The organism is Shewanella sp. ULN5 (genome assembly GCF_030731885.1).
Classification (GTDB): domain Bacteria; phylum Pseudomonadota; class Gammaproteobacteria; order Enterobacterales; family Shewanellaceae; genus Shewanella; species Shewanella holmiensis.
This window is the reverse complement of the sequence record NZ_JAPJEE010000002.1, coordinates 45614-69755: the sequence shown is the minus strand read 5'-3', so window position 1 is coordinate 69755 and position 24142 is coordinate 45614. Positions and strand designations below refer to the sequence as shown.

General features: G+C 39.7%; 22 protein-coding genes, 1 tRNA gene and 1 pseudogene. 14 read left to right on the top strand and 10 right to left on the bottom strand.

The features are described 5' to 3' along the window. The first annotated feature begins 4 nt into the window (after nt 1-4). From lolA to ORI98_RS02380, 5 genes are all read left to right on the top strand, one after another. Nucleotides 5-646, top strand: a complete 642-nt coding sequence (gene lolA / locus ORI98_RS02400) for an outer membrane lipoprotein chaperone LolA (protein WP_306134108.1) — start codon at nt 5-7, stop codon at nt 644-646. A 6-nt stretch (nt 647-652) separates the two neighbouring features. Continuing rightward, nucleotides 653-1984, top strand: coding sequence for a replication-associated recombination protein A (locus tag ORI98_RS02395; protein WP_306134107.1), 1332 nt, complete (start codon nt 653-655; stop codon nt 1982-1984). Further along, complete coding sequence (gene crcB / locus ORI98_RS02390) at nt 1977-2351, top strand: fluoride efflux transporter CrcB (RefSeq protein ID WP_261299228.1); 375 nt, start codon at nt 1977-1979, stop codon at nt 2349-2351. The genes ORI98_RS02395 and crcB overlap by 8 nt, the downstream gene beginning before the upstream one ends. Before the next feature lie 18 nt (nt 2352-2369). Then, on the top strand, nt 2370-3656 hold the full coding sequence (gene serS / locus ORI98_RS02385; RefSeq protein ID WP_306134106.1) for a serine--tRNA ligase: 1287 nt from the start codon (nt 2370-2372) through the stop codon (nt 3654-3656). A 78-nt stretch (nt 3657-3734) separates the two neighbouring features. Beyond that, nucleotides 3735-3857 carry a hypothetical protein gene (locus ORI98_RS02380; protein ID WP_261299230.1) on the top strand — a complete coding sequence of 41 codons (123 nt, stop codon included), beginning with the start codon at nt 3735-3737 and terminating at the stop codon, nt 3855-3857. 150 nt (nt 3858-4007) lie between these two features. Here the strand turns inward: ORI98_RS02380 and ORI98_RS02375 are convergent, their stop codons facing one another. The 6 genes from ORI98_RS02375 to punR form a co-directional block, all read right to left on the bottom strand. After that, complete coding sequence (locus ORI98_RS02375) at nt 4008-4337, bottom strand: TusE/DsrC/DsvC family sulfur relay protein (protein WP_306134331.1); 330 nt, start codon at nt 4335-4337, stop codon at nt 4008-4010. Between the two features lie 17 nt (nt 4338-4354). Further along, entirely contained in the window at nt 4355-4651 is a 297-nt protein-coding gene (gene tusB / locus ORI98_RS02370) for a sulfurtransferase complex subunit TusB (RefSeq protein WP_306134105.1), read from the bottom strand. Next, a complete protein-coding gene (gene tusC, locus ORI98_RS02365) occupies nt 4648-5004 on the bottom strand; it encodes a sulfurtransferase complex subunit TusC (protein ID WP_306134104.1) in 357 nt (118 codons plus the stop codon). Before tusC ends, tusB begins: the two co-directional genes overlap by 4 nt. A gap of 12 nt (nt 5005-5016) precedes the next feature. Next, entirely contained in the window at nt 5017-5406 is a 390-nt protein-coding gene (gene tusD, locus ORI98_RS02360; RefSeq protein ID WP_306134103.1) for a sulfurtransferase complex subunit TusD, read from the bottom strand. A 58-nt stretch (nt 5407-5464) separates the two neighbouring features. Further along, on the bottom strand, nt 5465-6124 hold the full coding sequence (locus ORI98_RS02355) for a Bax inhibitor-1 family protein (RefSeq protein ID WP_188839627.1): 660 nt from the start codon (nt 6122-6124) through the stop codon (nt 5465-5467). Nucleotides 6125-6427: 303 nt separating this feature from the next. Next, complete coding sequence (gene punR / locus ORI98_RS02350; protein WP_306134102.1) at nt 6428-7330, bottom strand: DNA-binding transcriptional activator PunR; 903 nt, start codon at nt 7328-7330, stop codon at nt 6428-6430. Between the two features lie 113 nt (nt 7331-7443). Here punR and punC point away from each other — a divergent pair, with 113 nt between their 5' ends. From punC to ORI98_RS02335, 3 genes are all read left to right on the top strand, one after another. Next, nucleotides 7444-8712: a purine nucleoside transporter PunC gene (punC, locus tag ORI98_RS02345; protein ID WP_306134101.1), complete on the top strand. Its 1269-nt coding sequence runs from the start codon at nt 7444-7446 to the stop codon at nt 8710-8712. 89 nt (nt 8713-8801) lie between these two features. Then, nucleotides 8802-8891 (top strand) — tRNA-Ser (locus tag ORI98_RS02340). Between the two features lie 87 nt (nt 8892-8978). Beyond that, nucleotides 8979-10301: a tyrosine-type recombinase/integrase gene (locus tag ORI98_RS02335; protein ID WP_306134100.1), complete on the top strand. Its 1323-nt coding sequence runs from the start codon at nt 8979-8981 to the stop codon at nt 10299-10301. Between the two features lie 474 nt (nt 10302-10775). On the opposite strand, the gene ORI98_RS02330 is transcribed toward ORI98_RS02335, so the two are convergent. Next, a complete protein-coding gene (locus ORI98_RS02330; protein WP_306134099.1) occupies nt 10776-11027 on the bottom strand; it encodes a helix-turn-helix domain-containing protein in 252 nt (83 codons plus the stop codon). 127 nt (nt 11028-11154) lie between these two features. Between ORI98_RS02330 and ORI98_RS02325 the strand changes: the two genes are divergently transcribed. Continuing rightward, nucleotides 11155-11634 (top strand): hypothetical protein, encoded by a 480-nt coding sequence (locus tag ORI98_RS02325; RefSeq protein WP_306134098.1) that lies wholly within the window; start codon nt 11155-11157, stop codon nt 11632-11634. A 569-nt stretch (nt 11635-12203) separates the two neighbouring features. Here ORI98_RS02325 and ORI98_RS02320 read toward each other — a convergent pair. Continuing rightward, a complete protein-coding gene (locus ORI98_RS02320) occupies nt 12204-13241 on the bottom strand; it encodes a hypothetical protein (protein WP_306134097.1) in 1038 nt (345 codons plus the stop codon). Nucleotides 13242-13317: 76 nt separating this feature from the next. Continuing rightward, entirely contained in the window at nt 13318-15075 is a 1758-nt protein-coding gene (locus tag ORI98_RS02315) for a S8/S53 family peptidase (RefSeq protein ID WP_306134096.1), read from the bottom strand. A gap of 869 nt (nt 15076-15944) precedes the next feature. Here ORI98_RS02315 and ORI98_RS02310 point away from each other — a divergent pair. The 5 genes from ORI98_RS02310 (at nt 15945) to ORI98_RS02290 (ending at nt 22720) form a co-directional block, all read left to right on the top strand. Continuing rightward, on the top strand, nt 15945-17135 hold the full coding sequence (locus ORI98_RS02310; RefSeq protein ID WP_306134095.1) for a site-specific integrase: 1191 nt from the start codon (nt 15945-15947) through the stop codon (nt 17133-17135). After that, nucleotides 17122-18852, top strand: coding sequence for a hypothetical protein (locus ORI98_RS02305; RefSeq protein ID WP_306134093.1), 1731 nt, complete (start codon nt 17122-17124; stop codon nt 18850-18852). The genes ORI98_RS02310 and ORI98_RS02305 overlap by 14 nt, the downstream gene beginning before the upstream one ends. 468 nt (nt 18853-19320) lie before the next feature. Next, nucleotides 19321-19728 carry a hypothetical protein gene (locus tag ORI98_RS02300; RefSeq protein ID WP_306134092.1) on the top strand — a complete coding sequence of 136 codons (408 nt, stop codon included), beginning with the start codon at nt 19321-19323 and terminating at the stop codon, nt 19726-19728. A 724-nt stretch (nt 19729-20452) separates the two neighbouring features. After that, nucleotides 20453-21094 carry a hypothetical protein gene (locus tag ORI98_RS02295; RefSeq protein ID WP_306134090.1) on the top strand — a complete coding sequence of 214 codons (642 nt, stop codon included), beginning with the start codon at nt 20453-20455 and terminating at the stop codon, nt 21092-21094. A gap of 18 nt (nt 21095-21112) precedes the next feature. Beyond that, a complete protein-coding gene (locus tag ORI98_RS02290; protein WP_306134089.1) occupies nt 21113-22720 on the top strand; it encodes a hypothetical protein in 1608 nt (535 codons plus the stop codon). Nucleotides 22721-23380: 660 nt separating this feature from the next. Here ORI98_RS02290 and ORI98_RS18125 read toward each other — a convergent pair. Next, nucleotides 23381-23635 (bottom strand): annotated as a pseudogene (locus ORI98_RS18125) (IS3 family transposase); the annotation flags it as partial. Between the last annotated feature and the right edge of the window lie 507 nt (nt 23636-24142).

The following is a 24142-nucleotide window of genomic DNA, read 5'->3' as shown; positions in this document are numbered from 1 at the left end:
AGTTATGCGATTAAAGCAAATAGCCATTATTACAATTGCAGCAGTTAGCTTGATGGGCAGTAGTATTGTACTTGCCAACGATGCTGAGGCGTTGCGTGGCAAGCTGACAAATATTGATAATTTACATGCTAAATTTCAACAAAAAGTTACCGACGTGAACAACAAGCCTATTCAAACAGGTAATGGTATTTTTGCGTTGTCATATCCGAATAAATTTTATTGGCATTTGACCGAGCCTGATGAATCTTTAATTGTGGCTGATGGTTCAAGTTTGTGGATCTATAACCCGTTTGCTGAAGAAGTAACGGTAATGGATGTATCTCAAGCCGTAGATGCGTCACCAATCGCCTTATTAGTTCATCGCGATGAAGCCACATGGTCGCAGTACAATGTTAAACAATCAGCTAAAAAATCCGATTGCTTTGATATTGTCCCAAAAGAAGCCAAAGGCAGTGTGATTGCGGTGACTGTGTGTTTTAACAAAAATCAGTTGTCGGCTTTCGATTTAACTGACGAGCAAGGCAATTTAAGCCAATTTAGCTTACTTGAACAACGCAGTGTCACGCCAACCGAGCAATCTTTGTTTCACTTTGCCCTCCCTGAAAATGTTGATATTGATGATCAACGTTTAAAGCAGATCCAATAATTATTCGTGGCCAATCTAGATTTTAATTTCGCACCCGATTTTCGCCCATTAGCGGCGAGAATGCGGCCGCGTGATATCAACGAATATATTGGTCAAATGCATTTACTTGGGGCTGGGCAACCGTTACGTAAAGCGTTAGAGGCAAATCGTGCCCACTCTATGTTGTTATGGGGGCCGCCAGGTACAGGAAAAACCACTTTAGCCGAGTTAGTCGCGCATTATGCTAATGCCCATGTAGAACGTATTTCTGCAGTGACTTCAGGTGTCAAAGATATTCGCGCTGCGATTGAGCAGGCAAAAGCTGTTGCTCAAAGCCGTGGCCAACGAACATTATTATTTGTTGATGAAGTTCATCGTTTTAACAAAAGCCAACAGGATGCCTTTTTACCGTTCATTGAAGATGGCACGGTTATTTTTGTTGGCGCAACAACTGAAAATCCCTCATTCGAAATAAACAATGCGCTTTTATCACGTGCCAGGGTTTATTTAATTAATCGATTAAGCAATGATGAAATTATTCAAATTGCCCAGCAAGCATTAATAGATGTTGAGCGAGGTTTGGGTAAAAGACAGCTGCTATTACCCGATAATGTGGCTAATTCATTAGCACAAATTTGTGATGGTGATGCCCGAAAAGCGCTTAACTTGATTGAGTTAATGGGAGATTTAGTTGCCGATAACGGTGAGTTTACTCTTGATATGCTAACCCAAGTAGCGGGTCATCAAGTGGCTGGCTACGATAAAAATGGCGACCAATTTTACGACTTAATTTCAGCGGTGCATAAATCGGTTCGCGGCTCTGCACCTGATGCGGCGCTTTATTGGTATTGTCGGATATTAGAAGGTGGCGGTGATCCGTTATATGTTGCTAGACGATTGTTAGCCATAGCCTCTGAAGATATCGGCAATGCCGATCCTATGGCAATGACAGTGGCAATCAATGCTTGGGACTGTTTTCATCGTTTAGGTCCAGCAGAAGGCGAGCGAGCCATCGCACAAGCTGTGCTTTATCTTGCCAGTGCCCCTAAAAGTAATGCTGTTTATACTGCATTTAAGCAAGCTAGAGACTTGGCTAAGCAAACAGGGCATGAACCTGTGCCAAACCATTTACGAAATGCACCCACCCAGCTAATGAAAGATATTGGCTATGGCCAACAATATCGCTATGCCCATGATGAGCCTGATGCCTTTGCGGCAGGTGAGAATTATTTTCCTGAATCACTACAAGATGCACATTTTTATCAGCCAACAAATCGTGGTTTTGAAAAGCGCATTCAAGATAAATTGGCCAATTTAGCCCAACGAGATCAACAAAGTGAGCTAAAACGCTATGACTAATATACTGTTTGTGGCATTGGGCGGTTCAATTGGCGCTGTTTTGCGCTATCTTATTTCAATTTTTATGATCCAAGTATTTGGAAGCAGTTTCCCTTTTGGTACACTGTTGGTCAACGTATTAGGATCGTTTTTAATGGGGATAGTTTATGCCTTAGGGCAACTTAGCCATTTAAGCCCTGAAGTAAAGTCACTTGTAGCTGTTGGCTTACTTGGAGCATTAACTACCTTTTCTACTTTTTCTAACGAAACCTTATTGCTTATGCAAGAGGGTTTATGGTTTAAAAGTATGCTTAATGTGTTGTTGAACGTGACCCTGTGTTTATTCATGGTGTACTTAGGTCAGCAACTAATTTTTTCTCGCGTTTAACTAAAAAGAACTGACAACATGCTAGATCCAAAATTTTTGCGTAACGAACTTGAAGACACAGCTAAACGTTTAGCTGCCCGTGGTTTTACCTTAGATGTAGAGCACATCTCGGCATTAGAAGACAAGCGTAAAACGCTACAGGTCGAAACTGAAGAGCTACAGGCTTCTCGCAATGCGATTTCTAAGTCCATTGGTCAAGCTAAAGCACGTGGTGAAGATACAAGTTCGATCATGGCACAAGTCGGTGATTTAGGCGCTCAGTTAGACGCTAAAAAGACCGAGTTAACCGCGTTATTGCAAGAATTAAATCTACTTGCAATGAGTCTGCCTAATTTACCAGACGATGCCGTGCCTCAAGGTGCTGATGAAAACGACAACGTCGAAGTGAGACGTTGGGGGACCCCTAAAGCATTTGATTTTGAAGTTAAAGATCACCTTGATTTAGGCGAAGCTCTACAAGGTTTAGACTTTAAAAATGCCGTTAAAATTACTGGTTCGCGGTTTATTGTGATGAAAGGTCAAATCGCGCGTTTAAATCGCGCCCTTGGTCAATTCATGCTTGATACTCATACTAATAAACATGGTTATACTGAAGCCTATGTGCCGTTATTAGTGAATGAAGATAGCTTATTAGGTACAGGACAATTGCCTAAATTTGGCGAAGATTTATTCCACACCAAACCAGCAACTGAAGAAGCCCAAAGTCTATCTTTGATCCCAACAGCCGAAGTACCACTGACTAACTTGGTGCGTGATACGATTGTTGATGAAGCTGAATTACCGATAAAAATGACTGCCTTAACAGCATGTTTCAGAAGTGAAGCTGGCTCTTACGGCCGTGATACACGTGGCTTAATTCGTCAGCACCAATTTGATAAAGTTGAGTTAGTGCAAATCGTTCACCCAGATCATTCAATGGCAGCATTAGATGAGTTAACTAAACATGCTGAAAGCATTTTAGAAGCGCTGGAACTCCCTTACCGTACAGTTGTATTGTGTACTGGTGACATGGGCTTTGGTGCAAGTAAAACATTTGATATTGAAGTGTGGTTACCGGCGCAAAATACTTACCGTGAAATCTCTTCTTGTTCAAACATGAAGGATTTCCAAGCGCGTCGTATGCAGGCTAGATACCGCAATAAAGTGGACAACAAACCCGCTTTATTACACACCTTAAATGGTTCGGGTTTAGCCGTAGGTCGTACTTTGGTGGCGGTTATTGAAAACTACCAGAATGCAGATGGTACTATTACGGTACCTGCAGTATTACGTCCTTATATGGGTGGTTTAGAAGTTATCGGATAAATCCGAAAGTTATTGACTTGGAAAGACTTTTTCATTAAAAATAGCAGCATTAGATATTTTTGTTGAGAAAGTTAATTCATGGCTCGAAAGCCTAAAAATAACAGTGTGGTATATTCTGTTGTGATGTATTTTTTTGGTTTTGTGGTATTAGTTCAGCTGAGCCAAGCTTTATATATTTTACTTGAGAATACTTTACCGTAATTTGCCTGCAACACATAAAGCCTCGAAGAATCGCTCTTCGGGGCTTTATGTTTTTTAGCATGGCAGTTCTGTTTGGGTTTCATTGCTCACTAACTAACCTCAACTCGGGTTAAGAGATGGGCTCAATAAGCAGAATTCAAAAGATAGAATTTAGAGGCACTTAGCGGGTTTAGGTAGGCCTGCAATCTTAGTTGCCTGCTTTGCTGGGCCAACAGGGAATAGGGTATAAAGATACTTTGAGTTGCCTTTATCTGGCCCTAAACTTTGCCCAATCGCTTTTACCAATACTCTAATAGCCGGACTGGTTTTGTATTCTAAGTAAAAATGACGTACAAAGTGGATCACTTCCCAATGGGCGTCTGACAATTCAATGTTTTCAGTCGCGGCAAGTATTGGTGCCATTTCTTGTTGCCAATCCTCGACGTTTTTTAAATATCCCAGTTTATCGGTCTCGATTGCTTGGCCGTTAAACTCAAACATAAATTCAAAAGTGGAACTTACCATGTAATCACCTTGCTGTGTCGCAGCGTTTGATTGACGAATTCATAATCATCGATCAAATTAATTTCAATGTTGCGTATATTAGTTAATTTAGACCGTAATCCACGTGCTTCGACCTCATCTTTTAAAATATAAACAGGAATAGCTGCCAGTAAGTTAATCAAGTCTGGGTAAAGTAAAACATTGACCGCATCAGCTGTTAGAATAATGCTGTCGCCTGGGCTGATATACCGTAAACATAAACGTAATGCATTGTCATGGCTAGTGGATGTTTGAATGTGATGTAAAATCAAAATACCAATACCTCATCAGCGTCCGCAAGTGCAGCTCTAATGGCAGCAGCCTCGGCTATTTGTACATCAATGGCTAACTCATGTTGATTGATGCCAAGCGTTTCAAGTGATTGTTTACAGGCCAATACCGTGTCGATTTCGTATAAGTCAAAGGCTTTAAAAACCGAGACATAATCTTTACTACCCGCTAACGTTGCCTGTTGATTAGGTAATAGGTGCAACACCGCTTCATCACAAAATACCAGCGACACTTGTTGCTCAAAACTGGCACTTAATAAAGCAAAATCTATCCCTTCACGGGTGGTTGTGGTGCCATAAGGGGAATGCCGAAATACAATACACACTTTTTTCATTATATTATTGTCCTAAAAACACACTAAACGATCGGCATGTTCGATACCACTGACCAACTCTCCCAGGCCGCCCATGGTGAATATGCTATCGCTGTTCCATTGTGGCTTGTTATTTTCTACGGCATCTTGCTCTGATAACACCCCGCGTCTTAGCGCTGCAGACACACAATTGATAAGTGGCACTTGTTGCGAGTGAGAAAACTTTACCCATAGTTGATGCAGATTCATTTCATCAGAGGACGGACAATGTAATGAATTGCTGTTTTGCACACCATCTTGGTAAAAAAATACTTTGATGACCTGATGGCCAGCAGAGGTAGCAGCTTGGCAGAACTTAAGGGCTCTGATGCTGGCAGTAGACCCATAAGCGGGACCGTTAACTTGGACGATGAATTTATTCATTATAAAAAAAATGACCCTAAACTAGAGTCATTTTATCTTAATTTATCAGTAATGACGATTAATCGTCGTTACCCATACCTAATAAATGAAGTAGGGCCATGAATAAGTTAATAAAGTTCAGGAATAATGAAATGGTGGCACGAATATAGTTTGTTTCACCGCCGTTGACGATACGGCTTGTATCAAACAAGATTAAGCCGACCATTAACATGGCTACCGCAGCTTGAATAGCCATGAATGCGACACCGTTGCCAACAAACATGTTGATCAGCGACGCACCAATCACCACAAGTAATCCGGCAAACAGGAAACCACCCATAAAGCTGAAGTCTTTTTTGGTGGTAATAGCGTAAGCTGATAACGATACGAAAATAATCGATGTTAAACCGAAAGCTTGCATGATTAATTCAGGACCGTTTGCTAAGCCAACATAGTGATTTAAGATATAACCCAGCGATGCACCTTGCATACCAGTGAAAGCAAAAATCCATGCTAGACCAGAAGCGTTGTCAGCTTTTTTCAATGTCACCATCATCACCACGATACTGCCTAATGACAGACCGATTGACATAAAGGGACCGATATTCAATGCCATTGCAACACCAGCCATAACCGCAGCAAATGCTAACGTCATTGAAAGCAACATATAGGTATTTTTAATGAGTTTGTTTGTTTCCATCGTCGTAGCATGTTGGCTCGACAAAGTGTGTTGATTCATAAGCGTCTCCAAGACATTTAAATACGTGTTCTAGCGTGCTGAACCAGGCAGCTTTGTTATAAACTGACTGACAGTAATTCGTTAATGAACGGCCAGCTTAATATAAATTGCTGCGTCCATCATTATAATAAAGCCAACTTATCATTAAAGCGTGTTAATTTTTTATTCGCTTCATTGTCAACAAGCTAACTTAATTGAATCTTAAAAATTAGCGTTTGGCACAAATTCCATTGTAACAATTGAATAGCGACATTACATTTACATATTGGGCTATTTTATTAATATTCAAGTTATTAGGCGAAATTAAGCTAACCACTCACGATGAAGCTTCTCTGTGTCACCCAAATAATCAAGCACCCATTGAAGAGCAGGGGACATACGGTCTTGGTCCCACGCTAAACAACACGGACTTGATGGTTTAGGATTTTGTAATGTTTTTTCAATTAACATCCCACTGGTAATAAAAGGCTGTGCAAGATGGATTGGCATATAACCAATACCTAAACCAGAACGAAAACAGTTAATTGCACGGATCCAATCTGGTACGACTAAACGTCGCTGGTTGTCTAATAACCAGGTGGTACGTTTAGGGATTTCTCTAGAGGTATCTTCAAGACAAATTGCCGGATATTGACGAAGTTCATCATCAATTAACGGTCTTTCAATTTCGGCTAGTGGATGATTTTTACTGACTAAAAAAGCCCATTCAATATCCTTCATATCACGATACTGATAAACACCACCCACAGGTATCGCAGTGGTCGCGCCAATTGCCACCATACTTCGCCCACTGGCCAATGATTCCCAAACCCCATTAAATACTTCGATTTGAATGATTAATTCCACATCATTAAAGTGTCGATAAAAGTCTGCAATTAAAGAGCTAATTTTATCCGCACGTACAATGTTATCTAGCGCAATCGACAAGGTCGGTTGCCAGCCATTAGCTACCCGTTGTGTTTCACGTTTAAGCTCATCCATTTGCCTGAGCAATTCTCGTGCGTGTTGCAAAAAGTGCTTACCTGGCTCAGTTAAGGTTACCGAGCGATGATGTCGCTCAAATAACACTACGCCAATATCTGTCTCTACCTGTTTGACGGCATAACTTACCGCAGAGGGCACTTTATGTAACTCATTTGCCGCTGCGGTAAAACTGCCTAATCTGGCAACGATGTCGATCATATGGAGTGTTTGCTCTGAAAGCATAGTAAAACCTTTGCTGTGATATTTTTTGAAAGCTATGTTCGAATATAAACGTTTCACAGAATAATTTCTAATAATTACACTATGTCTAATGAAAAATAATTTGAGTATTAGATATGAGTAAACAACAAAAATTCCCTGGTGTTATTGAGAAAGCTGGTTTTTTTCTCTATTTAACTATTTTGAGTATGCTGTGTTTTATTGCCACAGATATGTATTTGCCTGCTTTTAAATCAATTGAAGGCTCACTTAACGCATCAACTGCAGATGTGGCAATGTCACTTACGACATTCTTAGCGGGTTTAGCTTTTGGTCAACTACTTTATGGCAAGTTAGTTGAAAAATGGGGCAAACGAAATTCATTACTTTTAGGCTTAATGTTATTTGTATTGGCAACCGGCTTGATCATTGTCAGCGATAATATTGTGATGATGAATATTGGCCGTTTCATCCAAGCCATTGGTGTGTGTAGTGCAAGTGTTATCTGGCAAGCTTTGGTTATCGAAAAGTATGACGCTGAAGAGTCACAGCATGTATTGTCGAACATTATGCCATTAGTTGCATTATCACCCGCAATAGCACCATTAATAGGTGCGTTCTTCTTATCATATTGGGGATGGCAAAGTATTTTTGTTTGCTTAGCTTTATTGGGTGCCATATTGATTCTAATGACCCAGTTTTTTGTCAAAGCCGATAAGCCAAGTGTTGAAGCCATCCATGCGGACAAAAATAAAGCCATCACCTTTAAACAGATGTTAGCAAATCCATTTTATGTGGGTAATGTGATGATATTTGCCGCTTGCTCAGGTGCCTTCTTTTCATATCTAACGTTATGGCCTGCGGTGATGGATAAGTTTGGCTTTGATGCAACAGCCATTGGGTTAAGTTTTATTCCGCAAACAATAATGTTCATTGTTGGTGGGTATGGCGGTAAAATTCTGATCAAACGTCTCGGTAGCCAAACCGCATTAAAAGTACAATTGGGTCTGTTTTTTACAACGACAATATTAATCTCAATCATAACGATCGTTTTTGAGATGACGACTATCTATCCACTATTAATTGTATTTGCTTTTATGGCTGCAGCGAATGGTGCGATTTACCCTATTGTTGTGAACAATGCATTGCAAACATTCAAAGATGATGCCGCTAAAGCTGCGGGTTTACAGAATTTTATTCAAATCAGTGTCGCATTTGGAGCATCAAGTATTGTGGCAGCATTCGCAGGAGCAGGTGAGCAGGCAATTGGTTTAGGTATATTAATCTGTTCAGTGATAGTGTTTGGCGCCTATTACACAAGTCGGCATGTAACATGGAAAAGCTTACAAAACTCTTTCACCATGCCAGATCCTGCACGTATAGCAATAAAGCAGTCTAAAGACTAACCACATTGGTTTTAAAGTAATCATATAGACAATTATTTTAAATTAGGGCTTTACAGCTTCAAGAGGTTGTCATATTATTCGCGGCGTTCGGAGGGATGGCAGAGTGGTCGAATGCACCGGTCTTGAAAACCGGCAACGGTTTACCCCGTTCTAGGGTTCAAATCCCTATCCCTCCGCCATATTAAATATGAAAAAAGCCGTTGATTATCAACGGCTTTTTTTGTTTTTGGCGTTAGAGAGGCTTTCCAAGAGGATTGACTCAGACAATGTACCTATATCGAGCCCCTAATAACGTGTACTACACACGTATCTGTTTGGCCAAATCGTTACGCGATAAAGGCTTTCCTTTTGATATTAAAGTTTCTTTATTGACTTGCGACAGAGCAGAAGCGGTCATCCGCAATATTGATGTCGCTGGCACACTGAAAAAAATCATCAAGTCTATTGACCATAAAACCCGTATTAACGACTTTATTCGCTACGTAGATGAAGTGATTAACAGCCTCAGAGCGCAGTTTGATGCTGATAATGACACAGATAGCATTATTAACGTCACACAGAAGCGTCATAGCATCCCCATCAGAGACACTAAGCTGTCCGAGCATCGTGAAACCACTGCTGTTGCGCAAACAAAGCCTGTTATTGGGTTAAACGAAGCATTAAGCGCATTTATTATTTCAAAACAAAAATCTGCCATTCGGCCGCTGTCTATCAAGCAACTTGAACAACGCATAGGCCATTTTATTGATACCGTATCATCAAAATCCACATCAAAAGCTGAGAGCAAATGCGTGCACGAGATAACCAGCGCTGATGCGATGACCTACCGCGATGCTTTACTGACTCAAGGCCGAAGCTACAAAAGCAATAAAGAGTACTTAGCAGCCATATTCCAGTTTTTTAAGTGGTGCCAATTAATGAATTACAGCACCATTAATCCATTTGATTGTGTCACTGTTGGTCAAAAGCCTAAGGCAAAACCGAATCAAGGCCGTAACCGCTGGACAGCAACTGAATTAAAAAGATTAATCAGCTCGACAGCATTCAATGACTCAACAGCTGATTTTAAGTGGGTCACACTCATGATGCTTTATGGTGGTTTAAGGCCGTCAGAAGCGTGCCAGCTCAAGCCAGGAGATATTAAGCTAATTGATGGCATACACTGCATTAGCGTCGATGATAGTGGTGCCGTGCAACGAATAAAGAACATCAATGCCAAACGCTATGTGCCTATTCACAAATACTTGGTGGAACGAGACTTTTTGGCCTTTGTGACTCAGCGAAAAGCACAGCAAACACAGCTTTTTGATTATAAACCCGTTGGGATAAACGAAGACTGGTCAAAAAACTACTGTAAACAGCTGGCCAAGCTTCAAACCGAAATCAGCATGAAAGCGAACCAGCGCCCTACAGCATACGGTCTCAGGCACACGTTCATTGACGAAATGAAACAGTTAGATATTAGCGAGCACATCGTTGCTCAAATCGTCGGTCACGCTAACCCGAACATCACTTATAGCCGTTATGGTAAAGATGTGAAGGTTGATGCATTGCTCAAGGATATTGAGAGACTTGAATATGATATTTGATGATCGGGTTTGTTAATTTGGAAGTGATTACGGTAAATTAGTTCTTTTTGACCAACACTTTACATAGGTGATTGTCGTTATTTATTTTCTGTACAAACTTGTATCAGGAAAACCTAAAACTGCACAATAAGTTGCACTACGATAAGTAAACTAATCACCCTGTATACCCAAAGCTGTTACTCAACTTGCGCTCGATCTACGTCTATTTCTTGTCGTAATGACAATGATGATTTTGCGATTCTCACGAACCATACAAGTTTCTTGCATGAAATTGACAAACAAAATCAGAAATGATTCACTTTGTCCTGAGATGAAAATATATGAACTCCTTTGCCAATCTCGTAAAACTCACTAACACTATCATATCTTGACTTAATCTAACGTCGTTTTATTGACCTGAAACCCAAAATTAAAATATTATTTAAATACAGCGTCTTACCACTTATTTACAAGGGTTGCATATAGTCTTAAGTGTTAATCAATAATCCCTTTCGTCAACTTACGCTCAACCTCTGCAGCATCGGGAAAAATATCGGTGTGCTCGCAGCCTAAAATATGAATGATTTCGTAAATCCTATCGCAAGACACAGCAACGCTCCCTTTCTCAATACGGCTAATATAGCTTTGCTCAACGTCTAACTTGCTGGCTAAATCTGCTTGTGTCCAAGACTTTCTTATTCGGGCTACTTTAATGTTCATGCCAATTAAGGCTTGCGCTGATTGCATTCAAAATCTCAACAACTTCAATAGTATGTCAATAATCCCATATTGATTTACATATAAGTATTTACAATGGTGTATATATTATGTATTTTCATGCATATTAGATAATTTAACTATGATAAAGGTGTGTATGAAGGGATTGGTATTTACATTTCAAAACGTTTTCACGAGACAGAGGCGCGATGGTTTTCTTGCATCAGAAATTGTTGACGACGCCGTTGATATGCTTGAACAAGAGCTATTTACTCACGCTGAAATTGAACAGATGGTTGATGACTTTTTGACGAATCTGGTATTCATCGGTTGGTTAAAAACGGGTATCGATGAAAAGACCGGCTTAACCACTTACACTCGGGTTGATAAAGATGATGATCCGATAGGGCTAAAATTAACATCTTCAGAAGTTGCTGAGCTAGAAGAGGAAAGAGTTAAACTTAGTGAAGAATATATGTACGCCCGAACTATTTTATGTGAGGTCGAGAGGTTTGTGTTGAACAGAGACAATCCCGTTTTCTTAAGGACTACAGAATATTTTAGTAATTTTATTCGTCGAAAGTTGATGGGCAGGTTAAAAGCGATTGAGTATATTCTAAGCTCAAATGCAGAGTGATATAGGCTCATTAGCCTGTTGTTAATGCATTAAAAAATTCGAGAAAAGGAGGGGTTCAACACTGGACTTTAAGTCGTGGGCACCAGGTTAATGCTTTAAGGCGGCCTATTACCTGACGTGTGCCAGCTTTAACCTCGTGACATAATGGTAATTATAGTAATTGAAGGTGTTAATTGCATTAACGTTAATGACAGCGGCAAAGGTATTCCTACATTAACTTTATTTGGATTCATCAAGCAATTGAAGTACGACTTTTGGTGATCGGGTTATTACTGTAAATCGTTTGTGCCCCAATACGTGAAACTTACCTTAATTAATCCATTAAATTTGAAGTTAAAACATATATTCCACTGGCGTATTAGGCGTCAATGATGCTGTTTGTAAAAATAGAATAAGGATAAATGATACTGTAGAAATAAAGGCTGATTTTCAAGAATTTATCCAATACCATCAAATCTTAGTTGAAAGCTACCTGTTTGCTTATGGAGCATATTTTGAAGGTTATCTGAGACGGTTGGGCTAATTATATCAGCGCGGATCTTCTATGATCCGCGCTGATATTATGATGGTTAAATATCGCTTTTGTTGAGTGTATCAGCAATGATTTCAAACTCTGGTAAGAATACCCATTGTCCGTCTGAAAACTCGCCCATGCTGCCATTCCCGATAAATGCGGATAACTGGCCGTTGTAGAGATTAAACGATAAGTTCGGTAATGCTGGGGTAATATATGAGTTTTCGCTCATTTCGTTTACAAAATCGACAACTTTAAGTGCTGCTTGGTCTGCCACATCAAGCGCTTTTTCAACCTCGAAAGACAAGAAAGATTGAGTTATTTGATTTGCTTCATATCTTGAGACAGCAGATGCAATTGAGTCTGCAACAAATGAGTCGTAGATAACCTGTTCAGCATCTTCAATGGCCTTGGCTACATCTTCAATTGCAGCAACAGATTTTTCTTTGTCAATGGTGCTTAGCAAACGGTTACTTTTGCTATAAATGGTGTTAACCATTTCAAGCTCGGTAAAAATACCACCATCACGCATTACAGATTCGATTTGCTTTGCGCCTGTGAGCAATGCGTTACCTGATGTATTTTCAACAGATAGGTTGAGTGTTACGCTAACTTGTTCTTCATCCCCACTAATTGTCACTTGAACAGTATCTACATTAGTGAATTTAGAAACGTCCCTTGCGTTAAACACCACTATTAAGTTATCGCCGCTAAAGCTATGACTAATTGATCCAAGGCTTGTTGCTGTTGTTCTAACCACTAAATTTTCGTCAGCGTCTGTGATTTTAAAAGATAGAGGGGCACTACTATCATTTTCATTAACGTTAACCATTGCTGTTACTGGCGAAATCGTCATAGGTTCATCAATTGGAGGCGGCTCAACTGGAGGCGGCTCAACCGGAGGTGGCTCAACTGGAGGTGGCTCAACTGGAGGTGGCTCAACTGGTGGTGGCTCAACTGGTGGTGGGTTTACTACAGGTGGCGGTTCTACCACTGGTTTGTCGCCTGAATCTCCCCCGCCACATCCATAAAGTAAACTCATTAGGGCAATCGCTAATCCCATTTTAATTTTGCTGGTAAACTTGTCCATCATTTATAAATACCTTGTTTTGGTAATTGTTATTTTTATTTGAAATCGATTGGTGCTTGGTGCCTAGTTGTGCTGTATGTTAGCTACACTTTTCTGGTAACTCTGTGCTAAGTGTAATTGGCATCTTGTTTGTGCAATCAATGGCATCACAGTATTCATAGCTATAGTCAAAGCTAGTTAAATCATCCTGTGTTATTTCGTGTATAACACTAGGTTGAGTTGAAGTCAGTACAGGCTCTGTTGTGTCTGTACCTTGTGAGCCTTTGGCGGTTTTATACAGCTTGTAGCTGGCATGCTTTAGTTCAATCGCCTGATTATTAAATGTAATTTCACGTAATGAGCAAACGTCTACTTCTGGCGCTAAATGCTTGATGAAAATGGATTGATCTTCTTCACTTTCATCAATAATAGCGTGCTTGATTGTGCTTAATTCGCCTGATTTAAACTCTCTCGCAGCCGCTAATAAACGACCTGCGTCAATGACACCGCTACCGCAGTATGTGTTTTTACAAAAAGTCTCGCCCCACAAATTCTCGTCGGCAAAGTTTGTGCCTGTTGAGTGAACTAAGTACCCTAAGTCTTGGGCGTTGATGCGTCCCACTTCTGAGATTACCGTAGCAATCGCACCTGCCACAAGTGGAGAGCTTAATGATGTGCCCGACACTAATACTGGTGTATTTTCCTCGATTCCATAGGCTGAAACACCACTGCCATGTGTAAAGGTGTCAATTCTGCCGTAACTAGAGAGGACACTTTTGTCGTGTGTTGTTTCTACACCACCAACAGATATCATTCGCCCTCTGCCACAAAGAACGGCGGAGTTGGGTTTTTTGTCGTCCTCGATGTTCGAGTTTCCGTTACCCGCACTTTGCACTAAGATGATATTTTTTTGCTCTAAAAATTGAAGCATATCTTCGATTTGTGCGGGGCATTGGTCTATAGTCGTTTCCCCGTAGTACATGTGGTAGCTTAAATTCACAACGTCAACGGGAGTTGAGATATCTTCGATCCCTCGGTCACTAAATGAAACGCCGCCTAACCAATAAACAGCGTTAATAAGATTGCCTGATGGGTAATTCCCTTCACAGTTTTTTGTTCTGACTGGGATAATTTCAACATTATCACTTGCTGTGCCTGCAATACCGATACCACTATTTGTTTTTGCGCCAGCAACAGAGGCCACTATGTCGCCATGATCATAGTCGTCATAACATGGGGTGTTAAATTGTATGAATGGATCATTATTGCCGTATGCAAAATTAGCCCCCTCATTACCCCAATTTACATCACTGTGCTTGCGAAAAACATCATCAGGAATGCCAAGTCGCACCTTACTACCGTTCCCCGACAAATTGTTTAGTAAACCAATAAAGTTACTTCCTGAGTAGTTATCAAGCCCATCGGCGAAGTATGCCTGTAATGGTTGAAAGTATTTGTATTGATTTGCAAGGTATTCAGGGTCATTAGGTGTTTCGTCACTGTATGCACCAAATTGGATGTAAGAGGTTGGCATTTCCTCTACTTTGACATCGGGCGTTTTAAATTCCACTCGCTCTTCTACGAATAAGAAGTTTTCATTTTTAAGTAATGAAATAGCTTGCTCTGCTGAGTCGGCCTCTACTGTGATATCTGTGTAATAACCAATTGGGGTAAATGTGTGATTGATAATTGTCACACCATTGTGTTGTAATTCATCAACCATGATGCTCTTGGCGAAGTCACGAGACATACTTGTGTCGATGTCATGTTTCACAACGAGGTTGTAGGTTTCTGCTGCGGCCATAGGAGAAATCAAAGAAGCCATAACTAGCATGTGTAATTTATTTAATTTGTTCATTATTTGCCTAATTTTTATTAGCGTTATTGTTAATATCTGCAAAGTGCGACTTTGAAACCTCCTCCCTCTTTAGTGTCATCTCCATGGGGTACATGAAGGTCCGGGTATTTTCAATGATGTGCTCAATAATACGAAGTACCTCCAACTTCGTGACAAAAAGCACAATTAATCCCAGTTCTAAACGTTTAATTATGGTCTGAGGCCCAGACATATAAAGTCATCACCAAACAACAGTAATAGAGCAAAATAATGCTTTTAGTCAATGAGTTAACGTATTTTGCGTGCGTAGATTATGACGAATATCACCATTGCTACATCATAGTTACATTACTTTGCGCTGTGGCTAATCTGCTTTACATGGTGGTTACATATTTTGCGCCTTGGTTACACCCTTTCGCATCAGGGCGACACATTCTTTTACATTTGGAATTGGCGCTGATTAGTCGCTCTATCTCAAACCATGGATTGGAACACACTTAAGATAATCGGGATAACCGCTTAAATCCATAAGTGACTAAATTAATTGAAATTATAAGTGGATTATGCGTTGGTACACTTTAGAATGAGCCCCTAAGTGGCTATTGAAGAATTAACTACCGATATAAAATTTTCAAATAATCATTTCTGTCCAGAAATGGCTTAGGAAATAACTGATTTTAAGTGATGGGTACCATGATTTATTTCGTATTTGCTTAGGATTGATTTAACTCAGACAGTCTCTTTTTAAAAAACTTGCCAAAAAATAAATTTAAAAATATACTTTTGAATCAATAGTTTATTGTAAAATAGTTGTTGATCGCATTTCATTTAGGTGTATTATTGTCCTTAAGAATTAAGCTGGCTAAATAAAAGCAGCAGAAAAGGGGATAATGCATCAAACCGTCAATCATTTTTTAGAAACTTACCTTTCATATAGAGAAATCACATCAGCGCCTTCTACATTTCGCTCTGAACGAAGCAAAGCGACTAAACTGTCCAAGCTCGTTGGTGAGCGCGCTATTAGCTCTGTCACTTACAGTGATATTTTGCAGCTCATTCAAAAGCTCCACACCCAATATGCCAATAAAACCATCAATGAGTTTTTAATCATTTTACGTGCAATCTTTAAGTACGCACAAAATGATGGGGTTATTCCGAATAACCCGATGGAAGAAATTAGCAATCTGAAGATACATCACGAAGAACCTGAGCCGTTTACGCTCAGTGAGCTTGTGGCGATGAATAAGGTTCCAGCTGGATGTGAAAGTGGTAAAAATTTGTTTCAGCTTGGGGTACTAACTGGACTGCGTATTAGTGAGTTATTGGCATTATCATGGGAGATGGTCGACTTTGATAGGTCGCAACTGCATGTCAAGATAGCGTTAGTTGATAATATTTATAAGACACCCAAAACAGAGGACTCACTCCGAGTAGTTGAGTTATGTCAGCCTGCTCTTGAGATATTACAACAGCAACATTCGATAACCGGTCACAAAAAAGCAGTGAGTATCTCCGTGATGCAATCTGACAATAAAACCCAAAAAACGCAGTCGTTATCGATGGTTTTTTATAACAGTAAAACTAATCGCCCTTTTTTACATGCCAAGCAATTCAACAAAACCTATTTTACGCCCTTGCTAAAATCAGCCGGTGTTAAGCATCGTGGTGTAGGACAATTACGGCATACCTTTGCAAGCCAATCTCTCACTGCGGGCATATCAAAAGAGTGGATAGCTCGCCAGATGGGGCAAAACTCGACGGCTATGATAGATATTCATTACGGTCGTTGGATGAGCCAAGACGCACCGAATAATATCGCCGCTGTCGCAGAGCAATTTTCAAGTGTTTTTGGGCGAGTGAGTACTGCCAAGCAAGTGGTTACACCCTCGCCAGTCAGTACTGATTTGTTGAGACCAATCCAAACTGTAATGCCTGGGGTTTCCTCAGAAAGCGAAAGTCAAATTGCATTTACGCCAGAACAAATCAAAACATTGCTACATCAGCATCCACAACTGTTGATGCAATGTATTACTAACCTTCTCGCTCAGTCGTCTAGCGGAGGTAGTGATGCGAAAAATTAGGGTGTTCTATTCGTTTTTGAATTACAGACTTAATGAAAATGGAAGAAAAAAGGGTAAATCATCGCTTATTCATTCACTGCGGCTTTCTTACCCAAGTATGTCGGGATTAAAGTATCTTGGAAAAATGAGTAAGTTGATGAGAACTCGCAATGAGTTGGCTGTTGAATGGGATGCAGCTTTATCAGGCGCAAACTTGATTGATACAGCCGAGGGCATTGTCCCCCTAGATTCATTTTCACAAGAGCAGCGTGTGCAAATATTGTTTGATGTGCTGGGAGGGGACACAAAAAAAGGAGACTTGTATGCTGAAATAAAATCAAAATCGCTTTATAAAATTAAAAAATGGATAGAGGCTGAAAATGCGTCCGGACAGTTTGCTGTCTTGATGAAAACTTATATTGAGTCTAAAAAAATTATCGACATCAATGAGGCTAAAGACAGTTTAAATTTGATTGATATACAAAGAAAAAATCAAAAAATTGAACAGATAATGAAATATATCAACGCTCATAACGCCTTAGTGAATAAGCCGAAAACGCTCAACTCGACCAATTTCGAAGAGATTTTATTTAAAATCCCCATCAAACATGGCGTCGGCACAGACATCATTAGTCATACTGAAATGATGAGTACAATGAAGGCATTTTTACACACATTTTACCCTGCATATCCGATTAAATTGATGGTATTACATGATGATGAGCGATTACCTGATGAAAATACGGGTGGGCATGTTCATGCATTTATCTCAGGCCAAAATAGCCTGACGGGGGAATATGACTTACGGTTGTCGCAAATAAAACGTGTGAATGAGTTTTTGATAAAACGCGGTGATGCAGGTGAGTGTTTAGATGAAACTGGTTGTTTAGATTACTTAGACGCGAGTGCTGTCACCAGTTATATGCAGCAAATGTTTTATGAATTTATTAACGAAAAATTGTTTAACAAAAAAAACTTGGTTGTCGAGTTTTCACCTGCGTCAGAGCGTAATTCTGAATTGCGAAAACAAATGAGTGAGGAGGCCCGATTACCCAAACATCAGCGTCCATATAATTTCCAAACACGCAAAATGGAAGTGCTACAGCAGCAGGTCGCCTTGCTGGATGAGGAATATCAGTCGATTACATACAACATCTCAAGTGGTGAACAAATGCTCGAAAAGTTACACCTTGAAAACAGTCAGTTACAGAAGAAAAAAGACGAGTTGCAACAAAAAACATCCCAATTGCAGATTGATTGCAGTGAATTGCTCGAAAAAAGAAATAATATAAAAGAGATTATTGAGCATGCACAGCAATTTATTCATGAACAGGCGAACGTGCGTGACCAACTAGATGTTGAAATCAATAATAAACATGATGTGATTAATCAACTTACTCAAGCGGTGGATGCTAAGCATCATCAAGTTTCAGCGTTGGAGGATGAAATCTCTGAAAAAAGTGAATTACTAGTGCGTTTAAAGGCGTTGACAAGTTCGACTCTGAAACCCATCGAGCAAATGATATCGAAAATTTTTATGCGCTTCAAAATGGCAAAAGAACCTAGTGGAAAAAGATTTCTAAACATGGTTATAGAGGCTTTTAATAACAATCTTTCGCCTGTCTTTCGAGAAATTTCGATAGATATTGCAAAACTGACACAGGATAGTGAACTTCAGTCTGCATTAAACAAAAAAAATCAAAAACTGTCTAAAAATGAACCCGAATCAGGTTTGTAAGATTTTAGGCGAAAATAATCTCCGGTTGTGTTCAAAAATCTGTGTTAATCAGAACAAACCTCACTTGACCAATATGGCCTTATGTTAGCTTTTAACCAAAGGAGTTAAGTATTAGAGGCTTAACCTAAATTAGCTGACCTATCATCTCCCTAATTTACTCCCAGAAACGACTACGCATCTCTCAAAAGAGCCCTGCAAATCTTTAGTTTATAACTCCGTAATATTTTCACAACTAGGACGCTCTTGCCTAGCGCTGGCATTTGCAATGGCGTTACGCATTCAGTAATTGATAAGACTTTTTCGTGAAGGAACAATAAAGTACATATCTTTGGGGTGATTTGTTCGTCCCTTTATTGTCTCTACACATTTTTAAGTGAGGTCTATGTTAAGGGGGGCGAATTTTATGGTGTCACCATAGTATAGTTGGTGATGTTTCTGGCAGTGATGCTGGCAAATATGGCAATGCTAATGTCACGGCTGGCAATCTTGATGTCAAATGCGGCAGTGCTAATGTCACAGCTGGCAATGTCAGTGTCAAATGCGGCAGTGCTAATGTCACAGCTGGCAATGTTAGTGTCAAATGTGGCAGTGCTAATGTCACAGATGGCAATGTTAGTGTCAATTGTGGCAATGCTAATGTCACGGCTGGCAATGTTGGTGTCAAATGTGGCAATGCTAATGTCACAGCTGGCAATGTTAGTGTCAATTGTGGCAATGCTAATGTCACGGCTGGCAATCTTGCTGTCAAATGTGGCAGTGCTAATGTCACAGCTGGCAATCTTGCTGTCAAATGTGGCAATGCTAATGTCACCGCTGGCAATGTTAGTGTCAAATGTGGCACTAATCGGCTCTAAATCCGTGGCTTATTGCATTTAAAACCGCACTCAGCGAGTGCGAAAAACGCTTATCACCGCAGACAATACTGCGAAACAAAAGCAGCCCACAATTATGTGGGACTAGTGCGTAACCCGGTACGTTTATCTCCCACTTTTTGTTCCAAAAAGATGGGAGATAAACTCGGGCAAGGGGAATACCCCTTTGAACCCAAATACCACATGCTGCGCATGTTAAAAAATCAAAAGCGTGAAAGATAAAATCAATAGGCACACGTGTAATAGTGTTTCATCGATACAACTAAAAGACGATTTAAAATCGTTTTTTAGTTGTATCGTATTATGAAACAAAATATTAATTACCAAATATTGATAATTTTAATTTTTTTGACAGTGAGCACAAGGTCTATTTTTCGCGCAAGCTCGGTTTGTTATTTGTTTGGCACAATTAATTGCTTTACTTGAATAAGATAGCAAATGTAGGATGGTATTAATCAATAACTGAAGCAGCCGACTTTAAATTTACCTGGTCGAACAAAAAGCTGTTAATGTTTTTCAGAAAATAATAACTGCTTAGTGTGAATTAACTGCACTGAGCATGAATGTAGTAAACGGTATCAAGGAAAGTGCCGCATCCATATCGCAGTTCCTTCCTTTGTAAAATTCAAGTCCCATGGGGTAATCTCGTGTGAAATTCTTGCAGGTAAAAACAAATCTAGTAATAAAAATATGTGTATTTAAATTAACTCTAAAAAAGGAAAATAGATATGTGGGGTAAGATCTTAGCAGGTGTAGCTGTTGGTGTTGGCGCGGTTGCTGCCGCACCATTTACAGGTGGTGGCTCCTTATTCGGCGGGGCAACTTTGCTCACCTCACTCACAGGTGCAGGAACTATCGCGGCCGCAGTTGGGGCTGGTACCGCAGGGGCGGTTGTTGGTGCAGCCTTGGATGACCGTGATGAAGAGCAGAAGAAAAAGGCAAAAGAGGAAGGAAGAGCTGAGGAGCGGGCTGAAAATGCTGTGCAGATAGAAAAGCTTTCTAACAAGCTTTCTCAAGCACTAGAGAAGCTCAAATCACATGATGAACATTTCAAAGCTATTATTGCAATGGAAGCAGTTGGGATTGCTTGCGCTGCATGTGATGGTGACTTCTCTGATAATGAAAGGAAAGAAATCGGAGAGTTTGTCAAAGGAATGATTGCTCAGAGCATTCCAAAGGATGTAAAAGAAAAAATCCAAAGTATTTATGACAATCCACCTACTGTTAAAGAAGCGTTCTTGTTGGCAAAAGACTCAGGTATGTCTCTAGATGTTTATGAGGATTTAATTAGGTTTGTCATGGAAATCGATGGCATAAAGCCAGAAGAAGAGGCGTTTGTTCACGCTTGGAATCAGCTTAAAGCAGTATAATACATGGAGTAATAAATAATGAGCGGCAGAATTGATCGTTTTAAAAAAAGGAAAGAATTAATAAAGAAAAATCAGTCTCTGCCGTTCGTTCGTGGCGTTACTGATCAAGAACTGGTCGACAAGCTTCTTCGTCAAGGTATTGATAGCGATCGTGTGACAACCCTTGGTTATTCAACTGATCTTAACGTTTCTGTGGAGGTAAATGCCGAAGGGGTCGAGACTTTGCTTTCCGAACTTAGGGCTTCATTCCACAAAGAACGATTGGAGCAGCTTATAGATGAAACGAAGCGCGGCGTCACATTATCGATCGCAGGTCCATTTGGGCTTGGAAAAATAATAAGTGCTTATGACAAAGAGGGCGGAAATGTAACAACAATAAACAACGCAAATAATGGCTTTTATGCTAAAAAAGAAGATCTTTATAGAAGAGAGGATTATACACATAGCAAGAATAGTGAAGGCAAGCAGTTTGCCAATGCAGGAAAAAACAGCTCTGGTGCTATCTACACTCGTTCTCAAATGGATGAGAACCATATGGTGCAAGATGCTTATACTGGGAAAATGACAAAAGCAGATACTACCAGCCCAGATCATATAGAGTCGTTATCTCAACACCATAAAAATGGCGGTTTCATGCAGAAGTCAGAACAAAAATCTGATTTTGCGACGGATGAAGATAACCTTGCGCTAACAGACCGATCAATCAATCAATCAATGAGGGATTTTGATAAAGAAGAGTGGATGTCAAAGAAGAGTAAATCTGGAGTTGAAAATAAAGATAGATTTGATATCGATGAACAAAAACTAAAGAATGAAATCCAGCAAGGTAAAGAAACTTCGGCAAGACATTTGCCATCTGATACAGATAAAGTAAAACACTATCTTAAAAATTCTACGACCACAGGCATAAGCGAAGGTGCGAAAATGGGTGCGCAACAAGCATTTGGCTATCTTTTGGTTGAGTTTTTTTCAAGTGCAATTGTTGAAATTAAAGATGTATACAATAATGGTCTTGAAGGCGAGAGTTTATATAAGGACATCAAGGTTCGCTTGATTCGAATTGGACAAAACATTGCTGATAAATGGAAAGGAGTTGTAGAGGGTTTCTCTGCGGGATTTATATCAGGTTTTATATCAAACCTAATTACAACTTTGATAAATATGTTTGTAACTACCGCTAAACGATTTGTTAGGATGATCAGAGAAGGTGTGTTTTCCTTGTTAAAAGCTTTGAAGCTCATCCTTTTTCCTCCAGCTGATATGAGTTTTACCGAGATAACGCATGAGGCCATGAAGCTAATTGCAGCAGGAGGAGTTGTTATTGCTGGCGTAGCACTCGAAGACGTTATTGAGAAACTTATTATGAGCGTGACATTTCTAGTGCCATTTGCACCTGTTGTAACAGCGGTTATTGTTGGTTCATTAACCGCGATCACAATGTCTTTGGTCACTTATTTAATAGATAAAATGGATATTCTCGACATTATTAAAGCTCAGGAAACCAAATTCATATTAGAACATCTTGATAAAGATATCGAGGATAAGTTAAATCGATGCGAGCGCATTTCCGAAGAAGTGGATGGGTTTCTTATTCAAAGCTCTTACTTATTGCCGCAAAGTTGCTAATCAGGTAGCCGGAGGTATCTAACCTCCGGCACTTCGAACAGGCGGTTCATGTAGAGTGCCACTACAAATAAGCTGTCTAATCAAGTCGATGTAGCTTTCACTAAAAACATAAATATCTTCGTTATAGCGCCATGAATAGAAGTAATTAAAATTGACATTTTTCCATTAAAAACCTATAGTCAATCTTAATCATCAATTGGCGTAGTAATTTGATTGTTTCACCCCTAACCAATTGAACTAAAACGACTATTTTTTATATTAAAAGAAGGCCTTGGGTTCAAATCCCTATCCCTCCGCCATATTAAATATGAAAAGGCCTTATCGAAAGATAAGGCCTTTTTGTTTGGTAAATGTTAAGGATTCAAACCTAGGGTTCCTGTTTATAACAAGCAGGCTATCCTTCCACTATATTTATCGAGAAAGCCTCATCAGAAATGATGGGGGCTTTTTTGTGTCAGTATCTATAGTGTTTGAGCCTAGGGAACCTGTTTATTAGGATACAATTCCTTCGCCATAGTAAATATGGAAAAGCCTTTTATTATCAACGATTTTTTTGTTTAACGTTAGGGTGGTTTTCCAGGGGAATTGACTCAGACAATGTTGGCAGATTGTCTGAGACTACGCTTAAGCTTATTAGTATCCGTATGACTAAGGATGTTTGTCATCAATGACATTAAATGTTCTGAATGATTTCCCTGAAAATAAATTATCGCTCATAAAATCCATTGCCCAACATTCATTGGCCTTTGCAGGTAACGCGAGAGGTTCTGGCTCTCGAGAGGGTAAGCGCTTTTTGCCTTTTCGTCGTAAGTTAAGCTTTAAACCACAATAAACGCGATACACAGGTTTATGATTCCATTTATGACCAAGTAAACGTAGCCGTTTAAATATCTTCCGAAACCCATAAGCTCTGTGCTTTTCAGCAATGTCTGATACTGCCTCAATAATATCCTCATCATCGATGCGTTTGCATTAATAATAAAATGTGCAACGACTGATAGTCATCGTATCACAAGCCAACACAACACCTAGGCCATATTCATGAATGGCATAGTGGGCTTATACCTTTCGCTCTGCTGGCTTTATAGCTTTTTTCAACAATGTCTTTTAACGCTATGTTTTACAAACTGACATCCGCAAACATCTTTTAAAAGGGGAGTAAAATAAGCCAAAAACACAGTTCATGCTTTATGGATGGTGTGTAACAGACACTATGTAACTGCAATTTAGCTAAGATGCTTCACTATTCTTGTCTATAAATCGTACTTCAAAATTAGCTCCCTATCAGATATTTACCTATTTTCTATCTAATTTTTATCTTTTTTTGACTAATGTTATCTTTTTGTTATCAGATCGTGTGATGTGCGTCTCAAATCATTTGTTCTACGATTAACTTATTTAATGATCCGACGATATAGTCTA

Coding starts and splice junctions, on each gene's coding strand:
- crcB (WP_261299228.1), top strand. CDS start 1,977: ATGACTAATATACTGTTTGTGGCATTGGGCGGTTCAATTGGCGCTGTT.
- ORI98_RS02310 (WP_306134095.1), top strand. CDS start 15,945: ATGCATCAAACCGTCAATCATTTTTTAGAAACTTACCTTTCATATAGA.
- ORI98_RS02315 (WP_306134096.1), bottom strand. CDS start 15,075: ATGAACAAATTAAATAAATTACACATGCTAGTTATGGCTTCTTTGATT.
- punC (WP_306134101.1), top strand. CDS start 7,444: ATGAGTAAACAACAAAAATTCCCTGGTGTTATTGAGAAAGCTGGTTTT.
- punR (WP_306134102.1), bottom strand. CDS start 7,330: ATGCTTTCAGAGCAAACACTCCATATGATCGACATCGTTGCCAGATTA.
- serS (WP_306134106.1), top strand. CDS start 2,370: ATGCTAGATCCAAAATTTTTGCGTAACGAACTTGAAGACACAGCTAAA.
- ORI98_RS02380 (WP_261299230.1), top strand. CDS start 3,735: ATGGCTCGAAAGCCTAAAAATAACAGTGTGGTATATTCTGTTGTGATG.
- ORI98_RS02305 (WP_306134093.1), top strand. CDS start 17,122: ATGCGAAAAATTAGGGTGTTCTATTCGTTTTTGAATTACAGACTTAAT.
- ORI98_RS02375 (WP_306134331.1), bottom strand. CDS start 4,337: ATGTTTGAGTTTAACGGCCAAGCAATCGAGACCGATAAACTGGGATAT.
- lolA (WP_306134108.1), top strand. CDS start 5: ATGCGATTAAAGCAAATAGCCATTATTACAATTGCAGCAGTTAGCTTG.
- ORI98_RS02330 (WP_306134099.1), bottom strand. CDS start 11,027: ATGCAATCAGCGCAAGCCTTAATTGGCATGAACATTAAAGTAGCCCGA.
- ORI98_RS02335 (WP_306134100.1), top strand. CDS start 8,979: ATGTACCTATATCGAGCCCCTAATAACGTGTACTACACACGTATCTGT.
- ORI98_RS02355 (WP_188839627.1), bottom strand. CDS start 6,124: ATGAATCAACACACTTTGTCGAGCCAACATGCTACGACGATGGAAACA.
- ORI98_RS02295 (WP_306134090.1), top strand. CDS start 20,453: ATGTGGGGTAAGATCTTAGCAGGTGTAGCTGTTGGTGTTGGCGCGGTT.
- ORI98_RS02300 (WP_306134092.1), top strand. CDS start 19,321: ATGTCACGGCTGGCAATCTTGATGTCAAATGCGGCAGTGCTAATGTCA.
- ORI98_RS02290 (WP_306134089.1), top strand. CDS start 21,113: ATGAGCGGCAGAATTGATCGTTTTAAAAAAAGGAAAGAATTAATAAAG.
- tusD (WP_306134103.1), bottom strand. CDS start 5,406: ATGAATAAATTCATCGTCCAAGTTAACGGTCCCGCTTATGGGTCTACT.
- ORI98_RS02320 (WP_306134097.1), bottom strand. CDS start 13,241: ATGATGGACAAGTTTACCAGCAAAATTAAAATGGGATTAGCGATTGCC.
- tusC (WP_306134104.1), bottom strand. CDS start 5,004: ATGAAAAAAGTGTGTATTGTATTTCGGCATTCCCCTTATGGCACCACA.
- ORI98_RS02325 (WP_306134098.1), top strand. CDS start 11,155: ATGAAGGGATTGGTATTTACATTTCAAAACGTTTTCACGAGACAGAGG.